The organism is Pleomorphomonas sp. NRK KF1, assembly GCF_023721755.1.
GTDB lineage: Bacteria > Pseudomonadota > Alphaproteobacteria > Rhizobiales > Pleomorphomonadaceae > Pleomorphomonas.
This window is the reverse complement of record NZ_JAMDLH010000001.1, coordinates 735330-753013: the sequence shown is the minus strand read 5'-3', so window position 1 is coordinate 753013 and position 17684 is coordinate 735330. Positions and strand designations below refer to the sequence as shown.

Genomic DNA, 17684 nt, shown 5'->3' with positions numbered 1-17684 from the left:
GATGGATATGTCAACGCCGGCCGTGCCGACGACAACCCTGACGGAGCGCCCGCCCGTGGCGTTCGGCCCTATTCGATGCGACGGGCTCGTCACCTTCAGGCTTTGGGCGCCGGAGCAGGCAGCCGTTTCGCTGGCAATCGAAGGGCGCGAACCCATGCCCATGGAAGGTGGGGCCGACGGCTGTTTCGCCGTGACCACGGCCGCCCCCGATGGCTGTCGCTATCGCTTTCTTCTTGCCGATGGCGCGCTCGTTCCCGATCCGGCCAGCCGGTTCCAGCCGGAGGACGTGCATGGGCCGAGCGAGATCATCGCCGAGGACGCCTTTGTCTGGTCGGACCATGGCTGGCGTGGTCTCTCGTGGCATGAGGCGGTGATCTACGAGCTGCACGTCGGCACGTTTACGCCGGAGGGCACTTTTCGCGCCGCAGCTGCGAAGCTTCCCTACCTGAAATCGCTTGGTATTTCGGTTATCGAAATGATGCCGATCGGCGATTTCCCCGGTCGCTGGAGCTGGGGTTATGACGGGGTGCTGCTGTTCGCCCCCGATAGTCGCTACGGCCGTCCTGATGATCTGAAGTTCTTCGTCGACCGGGCCCATGCGCTCGGCCTCGCCGTGCTGCTCGACGTCGTCTACAACCATTTCGGCCCGGATGGAAACTACCTGCCGCTACTGGCTCCTGTTCATACCGATCGGTATGCGACGCCTTGGGGGGAAGCCGTCGATTTCGGTTCGCGCGGGACGACGTCGATGCGAGATCTCGTGCTCGCCAATGTTCGCATGTGGATCGGCGAGTTTCACCTGGATGGACTGCGTATCGACGCCGCTCACGAGATTCGCGATGTGGCTCCGGATCACATTCTCACGGCCATCGCCGAGACGGCCCGGGCTGCCGGAGGTGATCGGAAAATCCATCTCGTTCTGGAAAGCGCCCGACTGGAGGCCGATCGGATGCCGCCGGACGGTGGCTTCGACAGCCAGTGGAACGACGATCTTCATCACGCGCTGCATGCGGCCATCACCGGCGAGACCGCCAAGGACTATGCCGATTATGTAGCAAGGCCGGACATTCTGGCTCGTGCTCTGGCCGAGGGTGTCCTGTCCTGCGGTGAGGAGGAGCCTGATATCTCTTTGCCGCCATCGGCCTCCGTCTCGTTCCTGCAGAATCACGATCAGGTGGGTAATCGGCCGCATGGCGAGCGGATCGGCATGCTGGCACCGCCAGCCGCCGTTCGAGCTGCGGCAGCGGCTGTTCTCTTGGCTCCGCAGATTCCCATGTTGTTTCAGGGCGAGGAGTGGGCCGCATCCGCCCCATTCCCTTTCTTTGCCGATCTCGCACCGGCCTTCGCCTCGGCTGTAAGGGAGGGGAGGATCGCCACATTCGCGGCCGACCCGGACAACCTGCTCGACCCTTTTGATTCAGCGACCTTCGCTTCCGCCCGGCTCGACTGGAGCGAGCAACGCCGTCGGCGTCATGCCAGGGTGCTCGATTGGTATCGCGCCATTCTGCGTATTCGTCGTCGGGAGATCGTTCCACTCGTCGCCGGGATCCGAGGCGCGGGGCAATGGCAGGTCGACCATGGCGTCATCCGCGTTACATGGCAGGGAGAGGCGAGGGATCTCATGCTGACCCTGAACCTCAATTCACGACACGTGCCGCTGCCGGCTCCCCTCAGGGGAAAGCCGATCTGGCAGGAGGGAAGAGTTTCCAGCGGTCTCTGCCCGCCCTGGTTCGTTGCCTGGTCGGTACGACGGCGGGAAGGGTAGCTCCTCCCCGCCGCCGGAAGCTCATCGGGCGAGGCGCAGAATGTCCGCGACGGCGCGGCTATCGAGCTTGACGAAGTTGCCGAGCGTGCGGCTGTCGTCGTTGGTGCCCTTCCGTGCCATCTCATCGATCCGGTCGTCGTGGATGCCGAGCGAGGCAAGCGTCGTGCCGAGACCGATCTTGTGGAAGAATGCCTCGAGACGGGCGATGCCTTCACGCGCGGTCGCTTCCTTGTCGAACACGTCGAGTTCGACATTCCAGACGCGCACCGCCCACTGAACGAAGCGGTCGATGTCGTGATGGAGCACGTATTTCATCCAGGCCGGGAAGACGACGGCAAGGCCGGCGCCGTGGGCGACGTCGTAGATGCCGGAGACCTCGTGCTCGATGTCGTGTGAGGCCCAGTCGCCGATACGGCCGGTGTTGAGCAGGTTGTTGTGGGCGATGGTGCCGGCCCACATCAGTTCCGACCAGGCGTCATAGTCGTCCGGGTTGGACAGAACCTTGGACGCTTGGGCGATCACCGTCTTCATGGTCGCTTCGATCAGTCGGTCGGTGAAGGCGACATGAGTCACGTTGGTGAAATAGCGCTCCATCAAGTGCGACATGATGTCGGCGGCGCCGCAGGCCACCTGGAACGGTGGCAGGGTGGCGCACAAGGACGGATTGAGGATCGAGAAGCGCGGATAGAGGAACGGACCGCCGACGGCGCGTTTCAGCCAGCCTTCCTCGTTGGTAATGACCGTGCCGTCGCTTGATTCCGAACCGGCGGCCGGAATGGTCAACACCGTGCCGATGGGGAGCGCGTCGGTGGGCGTGCCTTTACCGATATAGAAGTCCCAGACGTCGCCGTCGATGACAGCGCCCATGGCGATCGCCTTGGCCGAGTCGATGGCGCTGCCGCCGCCAACCGCCAGGATGAAGCCCAGCCCTTGTTGCTTGCAGAGGCGTACGCCCTCGTGCACCAGGGAAAGGCGCGGGTTGGGCTTGACCCCGCCGAGTTCGACCCACTCGACGCCGGCCGCCTTCAGCGATGCACAGACGCGGTCGTAGAGACCGGACGCCTTGATGGAGCCGCCGCCGTAGTGGAGCAGAACCTTGCGGCTGTAGCGGGCGGTTTCGATGCCGACCGACGTTTCGCTGTCCCGACCGAAGACGATCTTGGTCGGATTGAGGAAGGTGAAGTTCTCCATTGCGTTTCTCCCGGTTCCGGCGGTCCTTGTTGGCGAACGGCGCGGTCTTGAGCGCAACCTATGCGCCCGGGACCACCGACACAACGGGGAAGAAAGCTGCTCGATCCGGCTCGCTGGCGATGGAGCCGATGTCTCGAATGCTCAGAGCGTGCGAACCGGTGCCAGGCTGTCGACCACCTTGTTGTAGACCTGGATCGGTGCCGGCCGGCCGATGATGTAACCCTGGATTTCGGGACAGTGTTCCTGGGCAAGGAAGCTGCGCTGTTCCTCGGTCTCGACGCCTTCGGCGATGACGGGAATGCCTAGGCCCCGGCAGAGGCCGATGACGGCGCGGATGATGGTCGTCGCCTGTTCGGTGCGGCCGATTGCCTGGATGAAGCTCTTGTCGATCTTGATCTTGTCGAAGGGGAAGGCTTGCAGGTAGGACAGCGACGAGTAGCCCGTGCCGAAGTCGTCCATGGCGATGCGCACGCCCATCGCCTTGATCCGTCTCAGCATCCCCACGATGTGGGCGAAATCGCCGAGCAGGATGCCTTCCGTGATCTCCAGCTCGAGCCGGGACGGTGGAAGGCCCGTGTCGATCAGGGTCTGCTGGATGAGGCGCGGCAGTTCGCCGTGCTGAAACTGGATCGGCGACAGGTTGACGGCGACGGTGAGCGGATGCGTCCAACTGGCGGCCGTGCGGCAGGCCTCTTCGAGCACCCACTCGGACATGTCGAGGATCAGATTGGATTCCTCGGCCAGGGGGATGAACTCGTCGGGCGAAATGGCGCCGCGCGTGGGGTGCGTCCAGCGCATCAGGGCCTCGAAGCCGAAGATGCGGCCGTTGATTTCCGCCTGTGGCTGGAAGTGCAGGGACAACTCGCCATTGCGAAGGGCATGCCCCAGATCGGCCTGAAGTACCCAGCGATCGCGAATGACCTGGTCGGCCTTGGACTCGTAGACGCGGACCTGTCCGCGCGCTTCCGACTTGACATGATAAAGCGCCGCTCCGGCATTGGCGAGCAGCAGGGAGCCGTTGTCGCCGTCGTGAGGATAGGTGGCGACGCCTATGCTGATGCCGATGCGGATGGCCTTGTCGTCAACCATGATGTCGTTCGAGAAGACGCTCTGGGCCAGCGCCGCCAGCCGGCGGGACGCGTTCGGCTGGTCCGGATCGTTGGAAATCATCACGAACTCGTCGCCGCCGGGGCGGAAGACGAGCCCCTCGCCGGCGATGTCGACGAGGCGCCGCGCCGTCTCCTTCAGGACCTGGTCGGCCACCGCGTGGCCGTAGAGGTCGTTGAGTGTCTTGAAGCGGTCGATGTCGACGCTGAGGAGGCCGAAGCGCGCCTGAGTTGCGGTCGCGGCAAAAATGCCGTCGGCCAGGCGCACCATCATGGCCTCCCTGTTGGGCAGGCCGGTCAAGGCGTCGTGATGAGAGAGGAAGGCGATCTGTTCCTCGGCGCGGCGTTTCTCGGTGACATCCATCGTCACGCCGACGATGAAGCGCGGCGAGCCGTCCGGGTTGCGAACCACCATGCGGGTGATCGTCAGGAGCCGGGTACCGTTGGGTGTCGAGATGGTCTCCGAGGCGGTCAGTTGCTTGACGCTGCCCGACAGGAGCTCATCCTCTTCCGCCTCGGCTGCGATAGCCACCCTCTCGCCGAAAATCTGCCGGACGTTCTTGCCGATGAAGGCTTCGCGCGGGCAGCCGAAAAGAAGTTCGCCCGCCCGGTTGAGCAGGATGTATTTCCGGCTGATCGGATCCTTGGCGAAAAGAGCGGCCGGCACGTTCTCGATGATCGTGTCGAGAAACTCCCGTGTCGCTTCCAGTTCGTCGGAGGCACGCTTGCGCTCGGTGACGTCGATCGCCGTCACCAGAACGGCCTGGCGACCGTTGTGGAGCTGTTGTCTGGTAAAGACTTCGACATCGATTTCGGTCCCGTCGGCCTTGAGATGCCGGAACAGGCGATCGCCGCTTTGCGTGTCGATCCAGTTGCGAATGGAAACCAGCGCTTCGGCCCTGAGTCTCTCCGGCCGTATGTCCAGAACGCTCATGTTCATGAATTGGTGGACGGTGTAGCCGTATCGGGCGACGGCGGCGCGATTGACCGCGAGGAACCGCAGCGTCTCGAAGTCGAATAAGTACATAGGAACGGGGCTGTCTTCGAACAGAAGTCGGGACGCAGCCTCCCGGCGCTTGAACTCGCTTATGTCGACGCGAATTCCAACACCCCCGCCGTCCGGCGTCCTGTGTTCCTCCACGCGAATCCACCGTCCATCCGCGCGGTGCTGTTCTTCGACGCTACTGGGAAGTGCGTGCCGTTCGAGCCGAGCCTTGAGCCATTCTTCCTCGCGGCCGCGCGCATCGACATAGGCGCCGCGCTCGAGACCGAGACGCAGCATCATCTCGAACGAACGTCCTTCGACCAGGAACCCCTCAAGTTCCGGATAGAACTCGACATAACGGCGATTCCAGAGAACGATCCGGTCCTCGGGATCGAAGACGGCAATTCCCTCCGACACTGTGTCGAGCGCGGCGGTCACGAGGGCGCTCTTGTCGGTCTGTTCGACGTCCAACGCACCGGTTGGGTCGGTGCCCTTCCCAAGCTCCGTCACCAAGCTCTCGTAGGTCGATCCGATGGCCTTCAAAAGTGCAGGCAGGTCGACGTCTCCGTTGGGGCGCGTCGCATCTGCGAGCTGGCGTGCCAACAGCCGGCTTGCTTTCTGGCTGCCGCCCCGTACGTCGGGGGCGGTACCAGGGTCTTGGCGCGTGTCGCTCTCCCGGTCGGACATCAAGTCGAACGCTCCCTCGGGAACAACAAGTTAACTAGTGGATTCATCGACCTTGCCGTTCACCGACAAGAACAGTCTTTGCGGTGACAAGCGTCTGAATCGAACCATCATAATCTTTCCCATATCCCGACCGTTTGTATCAATGTCCGGGGCGCGCAGCCTTTCGTCGAGTTGAACGTCGCCGATCGAGACGATTAGCTGTGTTGCGCAACTCTATTGTGAAAACAGGCTTCAACCGATTCGATCGCAACCTGTCAGCGTGCCAAAGCATTTCAGGCTTTCGTTTTGTAATCAATCTATCAATTTTAACGGTTTTTCAAGGTCACGGCGCCGAAATGGGACGCTTTGAATGTGGTATTTATTCTTCAGATAGAATATATTAACATCGTAAATACGTTTGATCGGCAAGAAGTGCTGTATAGTTCATTCTCGATGTCAATAAAATAGTTCCTGAAGAGGATTTGTTCGGTCGGTGACGATACAACGGTCCGGGGCACTTCGCGTATGCCGAAACCTCCAGGGCAGTTGCGGTGTCTTCTTCTCCCGAACTGTGTTCCGCGATTGCTCGGGGAAAGACGCTCCGGAAACGAGCTCTTTCGAGGATGGATATTGCCGTTTCTGGCCCCGCAAAGAAATTCCAGAACTGTCGTCATTCGCTACGACGTGATGGAATGAATTTCGTCGGCGGGGCAGGGGGAGAGAATTCCATCTCAAGCCGCCCGAGGCGCCAAGACGAGCGCCGGATGATCGAGCTGGGAGAGAATTTCATGAGCAAGTCGCTACATCCCGAGACCCTTGCGCTTCACGGCGGCAGTTTTCGTGCCGACCCCTCTACCGGCTCCGTAGCGGTACCCATCCATCAGACGACGTCCTACCAGTTCCAGGACGCTGGCCATGCAGCCCGTTTGTTCGGTCTCGAGGAGCTCGGCTTCATCTACACCCGCCTGGGCAACCCGACGCAGGACGCGCTCGAAACCCGCGTCGCCGAGATTGAAGGCGGTGCGGCAGCCGTTGCCGTGTCCTCCGGACAGGCTGCCACCACCTTCGCCATCCTCAATCTGGCATCGGCAGGCGACAACATCGTCTCCTCGACCGATCTCTACGGGGGAACGTGGGCGCTTCTTGCCGATACGCTCAGTCAGTTCGGCATCGAGGTCCGCTTCGTCGACCCAACCGAACCCGAGAACTTCCGCAAGGCCACCGACGAGCGCACCAGGGCCTACTATGCCGAGCTTCTGCCCAACCCCAAACTTAACGTTTTCCCGGTAAAGGAGGTCGCCGACATCGGTCGCCCCCTCGGCATCCCGCTCATTATCGACAACACGGCCGCGCCGCTCCTGTCCAGGCCGTTCAAGCACGGGGCTGCGGTGGTGGTCTATTCGGCCACCAAGTATATCGGTGGCCATGGCACGTCGATCGGCGGTCTGATCGTCGACGGCGGCAACTTCGAATGGGACAAGTTCCCGGAGCGCCAACCGCTGCTCAACACGCCCGATCCGGCCTATCATGGCGCCGTCTGGGCCGAGGCAGCCAAGCCGCTCGGACCGATCGCCTTCGCCCTGCGCATCCGCGTCAAGCTGCTGCGCGATGTCGGTGCGGCGCTGTCGCCGTTCAATGCGTTCCAGCTCATTCAGGGTCTTGAGACGCTGCCGCTCCGGATCCGCCAGCACGTGGCGAATGCCGAGAAGGTGGCGGATCATCTGGCGAGCCACCCCAGCGTGACGCGCGTGATCTATCCGAAGCTGCAGGACGGCGAGTTCCGTCGTCGGGCAGACACCTACCTCGAGGGCGGTTACGGTGCGCTGGTCGGTTTCGAGCTGAAGGGCGGTGTCGAGGCGGGCCGCAAGTTCATCGATGCGTTGAAGCTGCTCTACCATGTCGCCAACATCGGCGATGCGCGATCCCTGGCCATTCACCCGGCTTCGACCACGCATTCGCAGCTGACCGCCGAGGAGCAACTGAAGACCGGCGTCACGCCAGGTTACGTGCGTCTGTCGATCGGCATTGAGCATCCGGACGACATCATCGCCGATCTCGATCAGGCGCTGGCCGCGGCGTCGGAAACGGTTGCCGCAGCCGCCGAGTGATCGTTTTCTCGAGAAGAGCGGGCCGGCGCCGGGGTTCCTGGCGCCGGCCTTTTGCTGCACTACACGAAATAGTGGCTTTTCATTCTGTGCGGCTCATTCGAGAATGCCTCCAAAGTGCAGCTTCAGCGAAGCGTTTGGAGGAATGCCATGCCGACCTATCGTCCGCCCGCCATTCCGGCATCCGAAATCACACCGCGTTCGGTCTATCTTCGCCGTCGCGAGTTCATGGGGTTCATGGCCGGGGCAGGGGTGATGCTCGGCGTCGGTGGCGCTCGCGCCGAGGCTCCGGCGACTGTGCCTCTCAAGACCGTGCCGAGCCCTTTCAAGGTGGATGAGCCGCTCACGCCGCGCGAGGATGTCACCACCTACAACAACTTCTATGAGTTCGGCACCGACAAGGCCGATCCGTCGCGCCACTCCGGCGATTTCAAGCCACGACCGTGGACCATCACCGTGGATGGACTGGTCGGCAAGCCGCAGACCTTCGATGTCGACAAGCTGATGGCCGAATTGCCCATCGAGGAGCGGATCTATCGCATGCGCTGCGTCGAGGCGTGGTCGATGGTGATCCCCTGGAACGGCTTCCCCTTGAAGGCGCTGCTCGACAAGGTGGAGCCGCTGGGCTCGGCCAAGTACGTGGCCTTCGAGACGGTGGTTCGGCCCGAGGAGATGCCGGGGCAGTCGGGCTACTTCCAGCCCATGCCATGGCCCTATGTCGAGGGGCTGCGTCTCGACGAGGCGCTGCATCCGCTCACCATTCTCGCGGTCGGCCTCTATGGCGAAACGCTCCCCAACCAGAACGGAGCGCCCATTCGCCTCGTGGTACCCTGGAAGTACGGCTTCAAGGGCATCAAGTCGATTGTCCGCATCTCGCTCGTGGAGACGCAGCCGCCAAACTCCTGGAACTCGCTTCAAGGGAGCGAGTACGGCTTCTACGCCAACGTCAATCCAGAGGTGGACCACCCGCGCTGGAGCCAGGCGACCGAGCGACGCATCGGCGAAAGTGGCTTCTTCGGCTCTGGCCGGCGCCCAACGTTGATGTTCAACGGCTATGCCGACGAGGTGGCGAGCCTCTACGCCGGCATGGACCTCAGGGCCAACTACTGATGGCGGGGGAACGATCGGCCGTTGTCGACAATATCGCCGGCTGGGGCATCTACGTCGTCGGATTCATTCCGGCGGTCTCAAGCTTCTGGCTCGGGGCGACGGGCGGTCTGGGCGCCGATCCGGTTCGTACCTTCGAACAGACGCTCGGCCTGTGGGCGCTGCGCTTTCTCATCCTGACGCTCGCCATCACGCCGCTCCGACAGCTGGCGGGTATCAACCTCCTGCGCTTTCGGCGTGCTCTCGGTCTCCTCGCCTTCTGGTACGTGGCGATGCACTTCAGCGTCTACCTGACGCTCGATCGCGGTCTCATCTGGAGCACGATCGTTCCCGATATCGTGCGGCGGCCGTTCATCACTTTGGGCTTCGCCTCGTTGGTGCTGTTGGTACCGCTGGCAGTCACCTCGAACCGGCTTTCGATCCGCCGCCTTGGAAAGAACTGGCGACGGCTGCACCGCCTCGTCTACGTCGCCGTTTCGCTCGCCGCCATTCACTACTTCCTGGCGACCAAGGTGCTCGATCCAACCCAGGCCATTCACATCGGGTTGGTGGTCCTGCTGCTCGGCTATCGCCTGGTTCGAGCGCTGCTGGTTCGGCGGCCCGAGCGAAGGGCAGCGTGAACGGGCCCCGATACAAGAAGGGCGTCCGGACACGAGGTCCGAACGCCCTTATCTCCTCCCGGCCGGCCGCCAATCGGGAGAACGGCGGCCACGCCCTATCAGCAGACCGAATGGCCCGCTTCAAGCTCGGAAATCATGCCGACGCGGCGCGCGTGGCGCCCGCCTTCGAACTCGGCATTGAGGAACTCGTCGACGATCATCAGCGCGAGATCCTGGCCGACGACGCGAGCACCGAAGGCCAGCATGTTGGCGTTGTTGTGCTGGCGCGACAGCTTGGCGGTATAAGGCTCGGAGCAGACGACGCAGCGAATGCCCTTCAGCTTGTTGGCGGCAAGCGAGATGCCGAAGCCGGTGCCGCAGATGGCGATGCCGAGCTGCGCCCCGCCGGCGAGCACCACCCGCGCCGCCTTCTCGCCCCACTTGGGGTAGTCGGTGCTCTCGGTCGAGGTCGGGCCGACGTCCTCGACCGCGTAGCCGCGCGCCTCCAGATGGGCGGCGACGGCCCGCCTGAGATCGATACCGGTGTGGTCGGAGGTGATGACGATCTTGATCTTGTCGCTCATGGCTTGGCGCCCGTGCTGTTGTCCAACTGTCCGGTGCCGTAACACCGCGGAAGTCAGCTTCCCCTAACACTCATGTATGACAATTTCCAGCATCCATGCCGCGAGTAACGTCTTCGTGCCAATACGCATGGCGCCGGTCATTTGCCTGGCATCGGTGCCCCGTCGACGCGGCAAAGACGAACCGCCAGGACGGTTGCCGGTTCGTCGGCTTCCACCCGTATCGGCTCGCTTCCCCGGCACTCGATCAGTTCGCCCGCTTCGGCCCGCACTGTCCTGTCGCCAGCGGTGACCGTGACCCCGCCACGGGCAGCGTAGACGTAGGCAAGCTCGGCAGGGGGAAGCTCGGTGCCGGCGACCTCGACCTCGGCGGAGAGCTTTCCGCGCGCCGTCATCACGTTGAAATCGCGCGAAGGGCCGTGAACGGCGGTCGCGGTCGTCCGCCAGTCGCCGGAGAAGGCCAGCGGCTCGAATGGCCGCAGCGCCAAGCCCGGTTGCGCGCCGCCGAAGTCGAGATCGAAGCCGTCGCCATCGATCAAGGTGATCACCCTATCTATGCCGGGAAGTGGCGAGAAGGGGCCGGGCTCGACGACGTCGGCGATCGACAGGCGCCAGAGCAGGGCGTCTGTCGCATCGTCATGGCGGACAAGCTCCAGCGTCGTGCCTCGACCGTTCTGCCAGGGCAGGCGGCGAAAGTCGGCCGCCGTCAGGAGCCGGAGGCTCATTTGCCGAGCATCGGCAGGTCGAGTTCCTTCTCGCGAGCGCATTCGACGGCGATGTCGTAGCCGGCGTCGGCGTGGCGCATGACGCCGGTTGCCGGGTCGTTGTGGAGAACGCGCGCGATACGTCTGTCGGCATCCTCGCTACCGTCGCAGACGATCACCATGCCGGCATGCTGCGAGAAGCCCATGCCGACGCCGCCGCCGTGGTGCAGAGACACCCAGGTGGCGCCCGAGGCGGTGTTGAGCAAGGCATTGAGGAGCGGCCAGTCGGAGACGGCGTCGGATCCGTCGCGCATTGCCTCCGTTTCGCGGTTGGGAGAGGCAACCGAGCCGCTGTCGAGGTGGTCGCGGCCGATGACGATCGGCGCCTTGACGATGCCTTGCCGGACCATCTCGTTGAAGGCGAGGCCGAGGCGGGCGCGGGCGCCAAGGCCGACCCAGCAGATGCGAGCGGGCAGGCCCTGGAAGGCGATGCGTTCGGCGGCCATGTCGAGCCAGTTGTGGAGATGCGGATTGTCGGGCAGCAGCTCCTTCACCTTGGCGTCGGTGGCCGCGATATCCGCCGGATCCCCGGACAGCGCCGCCCAGCGGAACGGGCCGATGCCCCGGCAGAACAGCGGCCGGATATAGGCCGGCACGAAACCTGGGAAGGCGAAGGCGTTCTTTTCGCCTGCGTCGAAGGCGCGCTGACGGATGTTGTTGCCATAGTCGAAGACGGGCACGCCGAGCGTCTGGAAGTCCAGCATGGCCCGGACGTGTTCTCGCATCGACGCCGTCGCGGCGGCGATCACCGCGTCGGGTTCGACCTTGGCGCGCTCGCGATACTCCTCCCACGTCCAGCCGGAGGGAAGGTAGCCGTTGAGCGGATCGTGGGCCGAGGTCTGATCGGTGACGAGATCGGGCCGCACGCCGCGCCGAACGAGCTCCGGCAGCACGTCGGCGGCATTGCCTAGCAGGGCGATGGAGACGGCCTCTCCCTTCGCCGTGTGTTCGGCAATCAGCCGCAGCGCATCGTCGAGGTCCCTGGCCTGCTTGTCGACGTAGCGGGTCCGCAGGCGGAAATCGATGCGCGACTGCTGGCATTCGACCACCAGCGCACAGGCGCCGGCCATGACAGCGGCGAGCGGCTGGGCGCCGCCCATGCCGCCGAGGCCTGCTGTCAGCACCCAGCGCCCCTTGAGATCGCCGTCATAGTGCTGGTGCCCAGCCTCCACGAAGGTTTCGTAGGTGCCCTGCACGATGCCCTGCGCGCCGATGTAGATCCACGAGCCGGCCGTCATCTGGCCGTACATCATCAAGCCCTCGGCATCGAGCTTGTTGAAGTGCTGCCAGTTCGCCCAGTTGGGGACGAGATTCGAGTTGGCGATCAGGACGCGCGGCGCATCCTTGTGCGTCCGGAACACGCCGACCGGCTTTCCAGACTGGACAAGCAGCGTCTCGTCCTCCTCAAGGCGTTCGAGCGTGCGAACGATGGTGTCGAAGCAGTCCCAGTCGCGCGCGGCGCGACCGATGCCACCATAGACAACCAGTTCCTTGGGATTCTCGGCGACGTCGGGATCGAGGTTGTTCATCAGCATGCGGAGCGGCGCCTCTGTCAGCCAGCTCTTGGCTCGAAGCGTTGTGCCCCTGGGCGCGCGGATTTCCACGTCACGATATCGCGTGTTGCTCGGCATGATGGTCCCCTGTCTTGTCTATACAAGATACAAGCACCGCGGCGGGCGGGTGTCAATGCTGAGAGGTCATCGTGGATTTGTTGCGCGCGCCATGCCGCTGCCAAGCCGCGAGAATGGCCTCCTTGCCGGGGCGTTCGACGCGATAGTAGCTGAAGGCGGCGATAGCAAGAGACAACAGGACGGCGACGGAGCGCGGGAGACTCCCCTCATAGGCGTACTTGAACAGTTGCTGCCAGATATAGAGCGAGTAGGAAATGGTCCCTAGAAAGACCATCGGGCGGGTTTCCAGGATACGACAGGCAGCCGTTGCGGAACGTTCGGCCGTTGCGCCGACGAATGCCAGCAGCAGGCCGTTAGCCGTCAAAGTGATCCAGGGTTGCCTTGAGGCGAGCAAGAGGCTCAGGGCAACGATAAACACAGCTGGCGGCGCCCAGGACGGCAGTCGGACATCTTTCAGAATGAGGCGCAGAAAAGCTGCGGCGAAGACAGAGGCCGCGGCGACGTCCGGTCGCCAATACACAAGAAATCCACCCTGATGCAGCAAGTAGGTCCGCGCCAATCCGTTGCCGAAGCAGAAAAGGGCGCCGGCGAGTAGTGCCATGGGGCGCTTACGATCGGGAACGCTCACGGCGATCAGCGCCAGTACGACGTAGGTTTGGACTTCAACGCTGACGGACCAGAGATGATCGAAGGGAGGGAATCTGTTTGCCGCCACAACCATCAAGTTCACGGTAAAGGTCGGATAGGTCCACCAGTCGGAAAGAAGGTCGGAGCGGCCGAGAAGCGGGAGAACAAGAAACATGCAGCCGAGAAAGAACAGCATGGCGGGGTAAAGTCTCGCCAGGCGCCGGATCGCGAACTCGCGCCAGTTCAGGCCACCGATGAACAGGACATCCGCCATCAGCCGGCCGGAAAGCGCAAAGAACAGCAGGACGCCGAAGGCGCCCGCCCCCTTAAGGCTCTCCGGGCCGAAATGGCCCAGCATCACGCAAGCAATCGCCACGCCCCTGAGGCCGTCGAGTGCGATAATTCGTTGATCTGCCACGATTCAGCCGATTCCCGCTGCACACTTTCCCATCTAGGGGCGGGGGCGACTGTATCCTCTGGGTTGTTAATTTATGTTTCCTGCAACAAAATGGAAGCAAACCAAGGCCCGTGCAGCCGTTCTCCGCTCGTGCCGAGGGCTCTGGAGCTTGATGAGCTGCTCGCTCAGGAAGACAAAGGACGGAATCGATCAGGAGCCTGCCGTCTGCCGGCTCTCTATGCGGCTGCGTCCGCCGGGCATCAGAAGGCGGACCGAGGTGACCACGCGGTCGCCGGAAAAGGTGCGACGGCGGATCAGCAGGCAAGGATCGCCGCGGGCGATGGCCAGCAGCTTGGCTTCCCACGAGGCGGGTAGAACGGCCTCGACCGTATGCTCGACCGTTGTCCACGGCGACACGGCACTCAGATAGCTGTTGGGCGTGCGGGCGGAGAAATCCTGCGCGAGATAGTCAGGCGCCAGGGCCGGATTGACGTATCTGTCTTCGAGCTGGACCGGGATGTCGTTCTCAAGATGGATCACCAGCGAATGGAAGACGGGAGTTCCGAGTTCCACGCCCAGTTCGTCGGCGAGCTCCGGCGTCGCCTTCACTTCGTCCTTCATCACCGTCTGTGCGGCGTGCGCGTGGCCGCGTTCGCGAATCTCGTCGGCGATGTTGCGCACCTTGAACACCGAGGTCTGGCTCTTGCCTTCGGCGACGAAGGTTCCCAATCCCTGAATGCGAAGAAGAACGCCGTCAGCTGCAAGTTCGCGCAGTGCCCGGTTTATCGTCATCCGGCTGAGGCCGAGGGTGGCGACCAGTTCGTTCTCCGAGGGGATACGATGGCGAGCCGGCCACTCGCCGCTGCCGATCCGACCGAGAATCATCTGCTTGACCATGGCATAGTGCGGGGGAGTCCCACCTTGACGTTCGCTGACGTCGCTCATTTTCTAGGCACTCCCCAAAAATGGTCAGAGGCGAATGGATTCGGCTTGCGACCTAAGAAATTTCCTCTACAGTGCTTGTATGTACAAGCGTGAGGTTTCGCGAACAAGATGGTAGCAGATAACCATCAATTGCTTTTCGCCGAAAGAGCCTTGCTGGCTGACGGCTGGGCCGAGGACGTCGTCTTCGCCGTTGGCGCCGACGGGCGGATCTTGTCGGTCGAGCGCCAAGCGGATGCCGGCGGCGCCAGGCGGCTCGGCGGACCGGTCGTCCCGGCGATCGCCAATCTTCATTCGCATGCTTTCCAGCGGGCCATGGCCGGCCTGACCGACGTTGCCGGGCAGGGCGACGACAGCTTCTGGACCTGGCGCGAGGAGATGTACCGGCTCGTGTCGCTGCTGACGCCGGATGATGTGGTCGCCATCGCGGCCAAGTTGCAGGTCGAGTTGCTGAAGGGCGGCTTCGGCCGCGTCGCCGAGTTCCATTACCTTCATCATGGTCCGGACGGACGCCCCTATGACGAACCGGCCGAAATGTCGCTGGCGATGTTGTGGGCGGCGGAACAGTCCGGCATCGGGCTGACCCTTTTGCCCGTCTTCTACGCCCATTCGGACTTCGGTGGTGCGGCGCCGACCGCCGGGCAGCGCCGGTTCATCCACGACGTCGACGGTTTCCTGACGCTGCTGCATGGCCTTGTCGAACCGTGCCGTGCGATCGGTGCGCGGCTCGGTCTTGCCTTTCATTCGCTTCGGGCAGTGACCGGCGACGAGATCGCGGCCGTCATGGAGGCGGTGCCCGAACATGCGCCCATCCACATCCATGTGGCCGAGCAGGAGCGCGAAGTGTCTGCTTCCGTCGCCCACTCGGGTCGACGTCCGGTGGAGCGGCTCTACGACATGGCCGATGTCGACGAACGTTGGTGTCTGGTCCACGCGACCCACGTCACCGACGTGGAAATGGCGATGATTGCCGGCTCCGGCGCCGCTGTCGGTCTCTGCCCGACGACGGAGGCGGATCTTGGAGACGGCATCTTTCCCGGTCCCGACTTCCTTGCCGCCGATGGGCGGTTCGGCGTCGGCACGGACAGCCATGTCGCCACGTCGGTTGCCGATGAGTTGCGGATTCTCGAGTATGGTCAGAGGCTGCGCGACCGTCGGCGGAATCGGATGGCCGGGCGGCCGGGCGCGTCGGTCGGTCGCACACTGTTCGACCGTGTGCTTGCCGGCGGCGCTCAGGCTGCGGGCGTCGCGGGGGCGGGGCTTTCCGAGGGGGCGCTGGCGGATTTCGTGGTGCTGGACGGCCGTTCGCCGTATCTCGCTTCGGTGGACGGCGACGCGATTTTCGACCGCTGGATTTTCGGCGGCTTGGGGCCGATCGTGCGTGACGTAATGATCGGGGGCCGCTGGCTGGTCGAGGACGGCCGCCACCCCGAGGACGAAAAGATCGACCGGGCATTCGGTGCCGTACTTGCCCGCCTCAAGGCGTGAAGTGTCGTCCGCCACTCGGTAGATGGAACGAAAGAAACTCAAAAGAAGCCGGAGTGCTTCGCAAAACCAGAGGAGAACACCATGAGCCTACGCAGTCTCGTCGCCGCATCCGCCATGTTCGCCGTGCTGGCCGTGCCGGCATCGGCCAAGGAGTGGACGGAAGTCACCATTGCGCTCGAAGGTGCCTACGCGCCCTGGAACCTGACCGACGCCAACGGCAAGATCGTCGGTTTCGAGCCCGATCTCACCGAGTATCTTTGCGCTCACGCCAAGCTGAAGTGCACGCTGATCTCGCAGGATTGGGACGGCATGATCACCGCCCTCAACGCCGGCAAGTTCGACGTCATCATGGATGCGCTGTCGATCACGCCCGAGCGCAAGGAAGTGATCGACTTCACCGTTCCCTATGCCGCGACCCCCGCGGTCTTCGCTGCGCCCAAGGATAGCGAACTCGCCAATCTCGCGGGCACCGGTTCGGTGATCAAGCTTGCCGATACCAAGGATGGCGCCGACGCGATCGAGCCGCTCAAGAAGGCGCTGACGGGCAAGATCATCGGCATCCAGGCATCGACCGTCTATGCCGGCTTCATCTACGACAACTTCAAGGACGTGGCCGAGATCAAGGAATACAAGACGTCGGCCGAGCGCGATCTCGACCTTTCTGCCGGCCGCATCGATGCCGGCTTCGACGATGCCACTTACTTCCTCGGCGCCTTCGAAAGCGCCGACAATGCCGGTCTCGCCTTCACCGGACCTGAAATCGCCGGACCGATCTGGGGCGAGGGCGAAGGCCTCGGCATTCGCAAGTCGGATCCGGAGCTGAAGGCGCTGTTCGACGAGGCGATCAAGGCCGCCGTCGCCGACGGCACCGTGAAGAAGCTGTCGGAGAAGTGGCTGAAGGTCGACGTCACCCCCTGATGCGACAGGAAGCTCCCGGACTGGTGATGGTGGAGATGATCCGCTAAAGGGTCCGGGAGCGCCCGACGGAGAGCCTTGATGTCCTGGATTGACCTGATCGGCTTCGGTGAGCACGGCCGGGGCGCCATACTCCTGTGGGCTACGGGCATGACGCTGGCCGTCACCGCCGCTTCGCTGGGCATCGGGGCGTTGCTTGGCTCCGTCATCGCGGCGGCCAAGCTGTCGGCGTCTCGCCCGGCGCGTTGGCTTGGTGATGCCTACACCACGGTGTTTCGCGGCGCTCCCGAGCTTTTGATCATCTACCTTGTCTATTTCGGCGGCTCGCAGGCCGTTACCGCCGTCGGACAGTGGCTCAACTACGAGGGCTTCCTCGGGCTGCCCTCCTTTCTGGCTGGCGCCATCGCAGTGGGGCTGATCTCCGGTGCCTATCAGGCGGAAGTCTATCGCGGCGCCTATCAGGCGGTCTCGCGGGGCGAACTCGATGCCGCCCGATCGATCGGCATGGGAACGATGCTGCGCTTCCGCCGCATCCTGGCGCCGCAGATCCTTCGGTTCTCGCTGCCGGGCCTCGGCAACGTCTGGCAGCTCAGTCTCAAGGATTCGACCCTGGTGTCGGTGACCGGGCTCGCCGAGCTGATGCGGACCTCCCAGATCGCCGCCGGCTCCACCAAGCAGTATTTCTTGTTCTTCATTGTGGGCGGGGCGCTCTATCTCGTGCTGACGACGCTGTCCGACCGTGTCTTCGGTTTTGCCGAGCGGCGTGTCGCCAGAAGCTTCCGCCACAGTCTCGGCCGGCACTAGGAAGGAGGGCA

14 protein-coding genes are annotated in these 17684 nt (G+C 63.5%); 7 read left to right on the top strand and 7 right to left on the bottom strand.

What is annotated here, in order from left to right:
- Position 1 precedes the first annotated feature (1 nt).
- Positions 2–1765, top strand: coding sequence for a malto-oligosyltrehalose trehalohydrolase (gene treZ, locus M4J39_RS03480; protein ID WP_251726401.1), 1764 nt, complete (start codon positions 2–4; stop codon positions 1763–1765).
- A gap of 21 nt (positions 1766–1786) precedes the next feature.
- On the opposite strand, the gene M4J39_RS03475 is transcribed toward treZ, so the two are convergent.
- Together M4J39_RS03475 and M4J39_RS03470 are read right to left on the bottom strand one after the other, a co-directional pair.
- Positions 1787–2956 carry an iron-containing alcohol dehydrogenase gene (locus tag M4J39_RS03475; protein ID WP_251726400.1) on the bottom strand — a complete coding sequence of 390 codons (1170 nt, stop codon included), beginning with the start codon at positions 2954–2956 and terminating at the stop codon, positions 1787–1789.
- Positions 2957–3097: 141 nt separating this feature from the next.
- Positions 3098–5734 carry an EAL domain-containing protein gene (locus M4J39_RS03470; RefSeq protein WP_251726399.1) on the bottom strand — a complete coding sequence of 879 codons (2637 nt, stop codon included), beginning with the start codon at positions 5732–5734 and terminating at the stop codon, positions 3098–3100.
- A 767-nt stretch (positions 5735–6501) separates the two neighbouring features.
- On the opposite strand from M4J39_RS03470, the gene M4J39_RS03465 reads away from it, so the two are divergent.
- The 3 genes from M4J39_RS03465 (at position 6502) to msrQ (ending at position 9545) form a co-directional block, all read left to right on the top strand.
- Positions 6502–7821, top strand: coding sequence for an O-acetylhomoserine aminocarboxypropyltransferase/cysteine synthase family protein (locus tag M4J39_RS03465; RefSeq protein ID WP_251726398.1), 1320 nt, complete (start codon positions 6502–6504; stop codon positions 7819–7821).
- Positions 7822–7968: 147 nt separating this feature from the next.
- Positions 7969–8928, top strand: coding sequence for a protein-methionine-sulfoxide reductase catalytic subunit MsrP (msrP, locus tag M4J39_RS03460; RefSeq protein WP_251726397.1), 960 nt, complete (start codon positions 7969–7971; stop codon positions 8926–8928).
- Positions 8928–9545, top strand: coding sequence for a protein-methionine-sulfoxide reductase heme-binding subunit MsrQ (msrQ, locus tag M4J39_RS03455; protein WP_251726396.1), 618 nt, complete (start codon positions 8928–8930; stop codon positions 9543–9545). Before msrP ends, msrQ begins: the two co-directional genes overlap by 1 nt.
- A gap of 98 nt (positions 9546–9643) precedes the next feature.
- On the opposite strand, the gene rpiB is transcribed toward msrQ, so the two are convergent.
- The 5 genes from rpiB to hutC form a co-directional block, all read right to left on the bottom strand.
- A complete protein-coding gene (rpiB, locus tag M4J39_RS03450; protein WP_251726395.1) occupies positions 9644–10108 on the bottom strand; it encodes a ribose 5-phosphate isomerase B in 465 nt (154 codons plus the stop codon).
- 137 nt (positions 10109–10245) lie between these two features.
- Entirely contained in the window at positions 10246–10830 is a 585-nt protein-coding gene (locus M4J39_RS03445) for a HutD family protein (RefSeq protein ID WP_251726394.1), read from the bottom strand.
- A complete protein-coding gene (hutU, locus tag M4J39_RS03440) occupies positions 10827–12500 on the bottom strand; it encodes a urocanate hydratase (protein ID WP_251726393.1) in 1674 nt (557 codons plus the stop codon). Before hutU ends, M4J39_RS03445 begins: the two co-directional genes overlap by 4 nt.
- A gap of 52 nt (positions 12501–12552) precedes the next feature.
- The gene (locus M4J39_RS03435) at positions 12553–13545 is read right to left on the bottom strand and encodes an acyltransferase family protein (RefSeq protein WP_251726392.1); all 993 of its coding nucleotides are present in this window, start codon (positions 13543–13545) and stop codon (positions 12553–12555) included.
- A gap of 189 nt (positions 13546–13734) precedes the next feature.
- On the bottom strand, positions 13735–14469 hold the full coding sequence (gene hutC, locus M4J39_RS03430) for a histidine utilization repressor (protein ID WP_251726391.1): 735 nt from the start codon (positions 14467–14469) through the stop codon (positions 13735–13737).
- Positions 14470–14577: 108 nt separating this feature from the next.
- Here hutC and hutF point away from each other — a divergent pair, with 108 nt between their 5' ends.
- From hutF to M4J39_RS03415, 3 genes are all read left to right on the top strand, one after another.
- Positions 14578–15954 carry a formimidoylglutamate deiminase gene (hutF, locus tag M4J39_RS03425; protein WP_251726390.1) on the top strand — a complete coding sequence of 459 codons (1377 nt, stop codon included), beginning with the start codon at positions 14578–14580 and terminating at the stop codon, positions 15952–15954.
- Between the two features lie 81 nt (positions 15955–16035).
- Positions 16036–16872: a transporter substrate-binding domain-containing protein gene (locus M4J39_RS03420; RefSeq protein WP_251726389.1), complete on the top strand. Its 837-nt coding sequence runs from the start codon at positions 16036–16038 to the stop codon at positions 16870–16872.
- Between the two features lie 78 nt (positions 16873–16950).
- The gene (locus M4J39_RS03415; RefSeq protein ID WP_251726388.1) at positions 16951–17673 is read left to right on the top strand and encodes an ABC transporter permease; all 723 of its coding nucleotides are present in this window, start codon (positions 16951–16953) and stop codon (positions 17671–17673) included.
- The last annotated feature ends 11 nt before the right edge of the window (positions 17674–17684 follow it).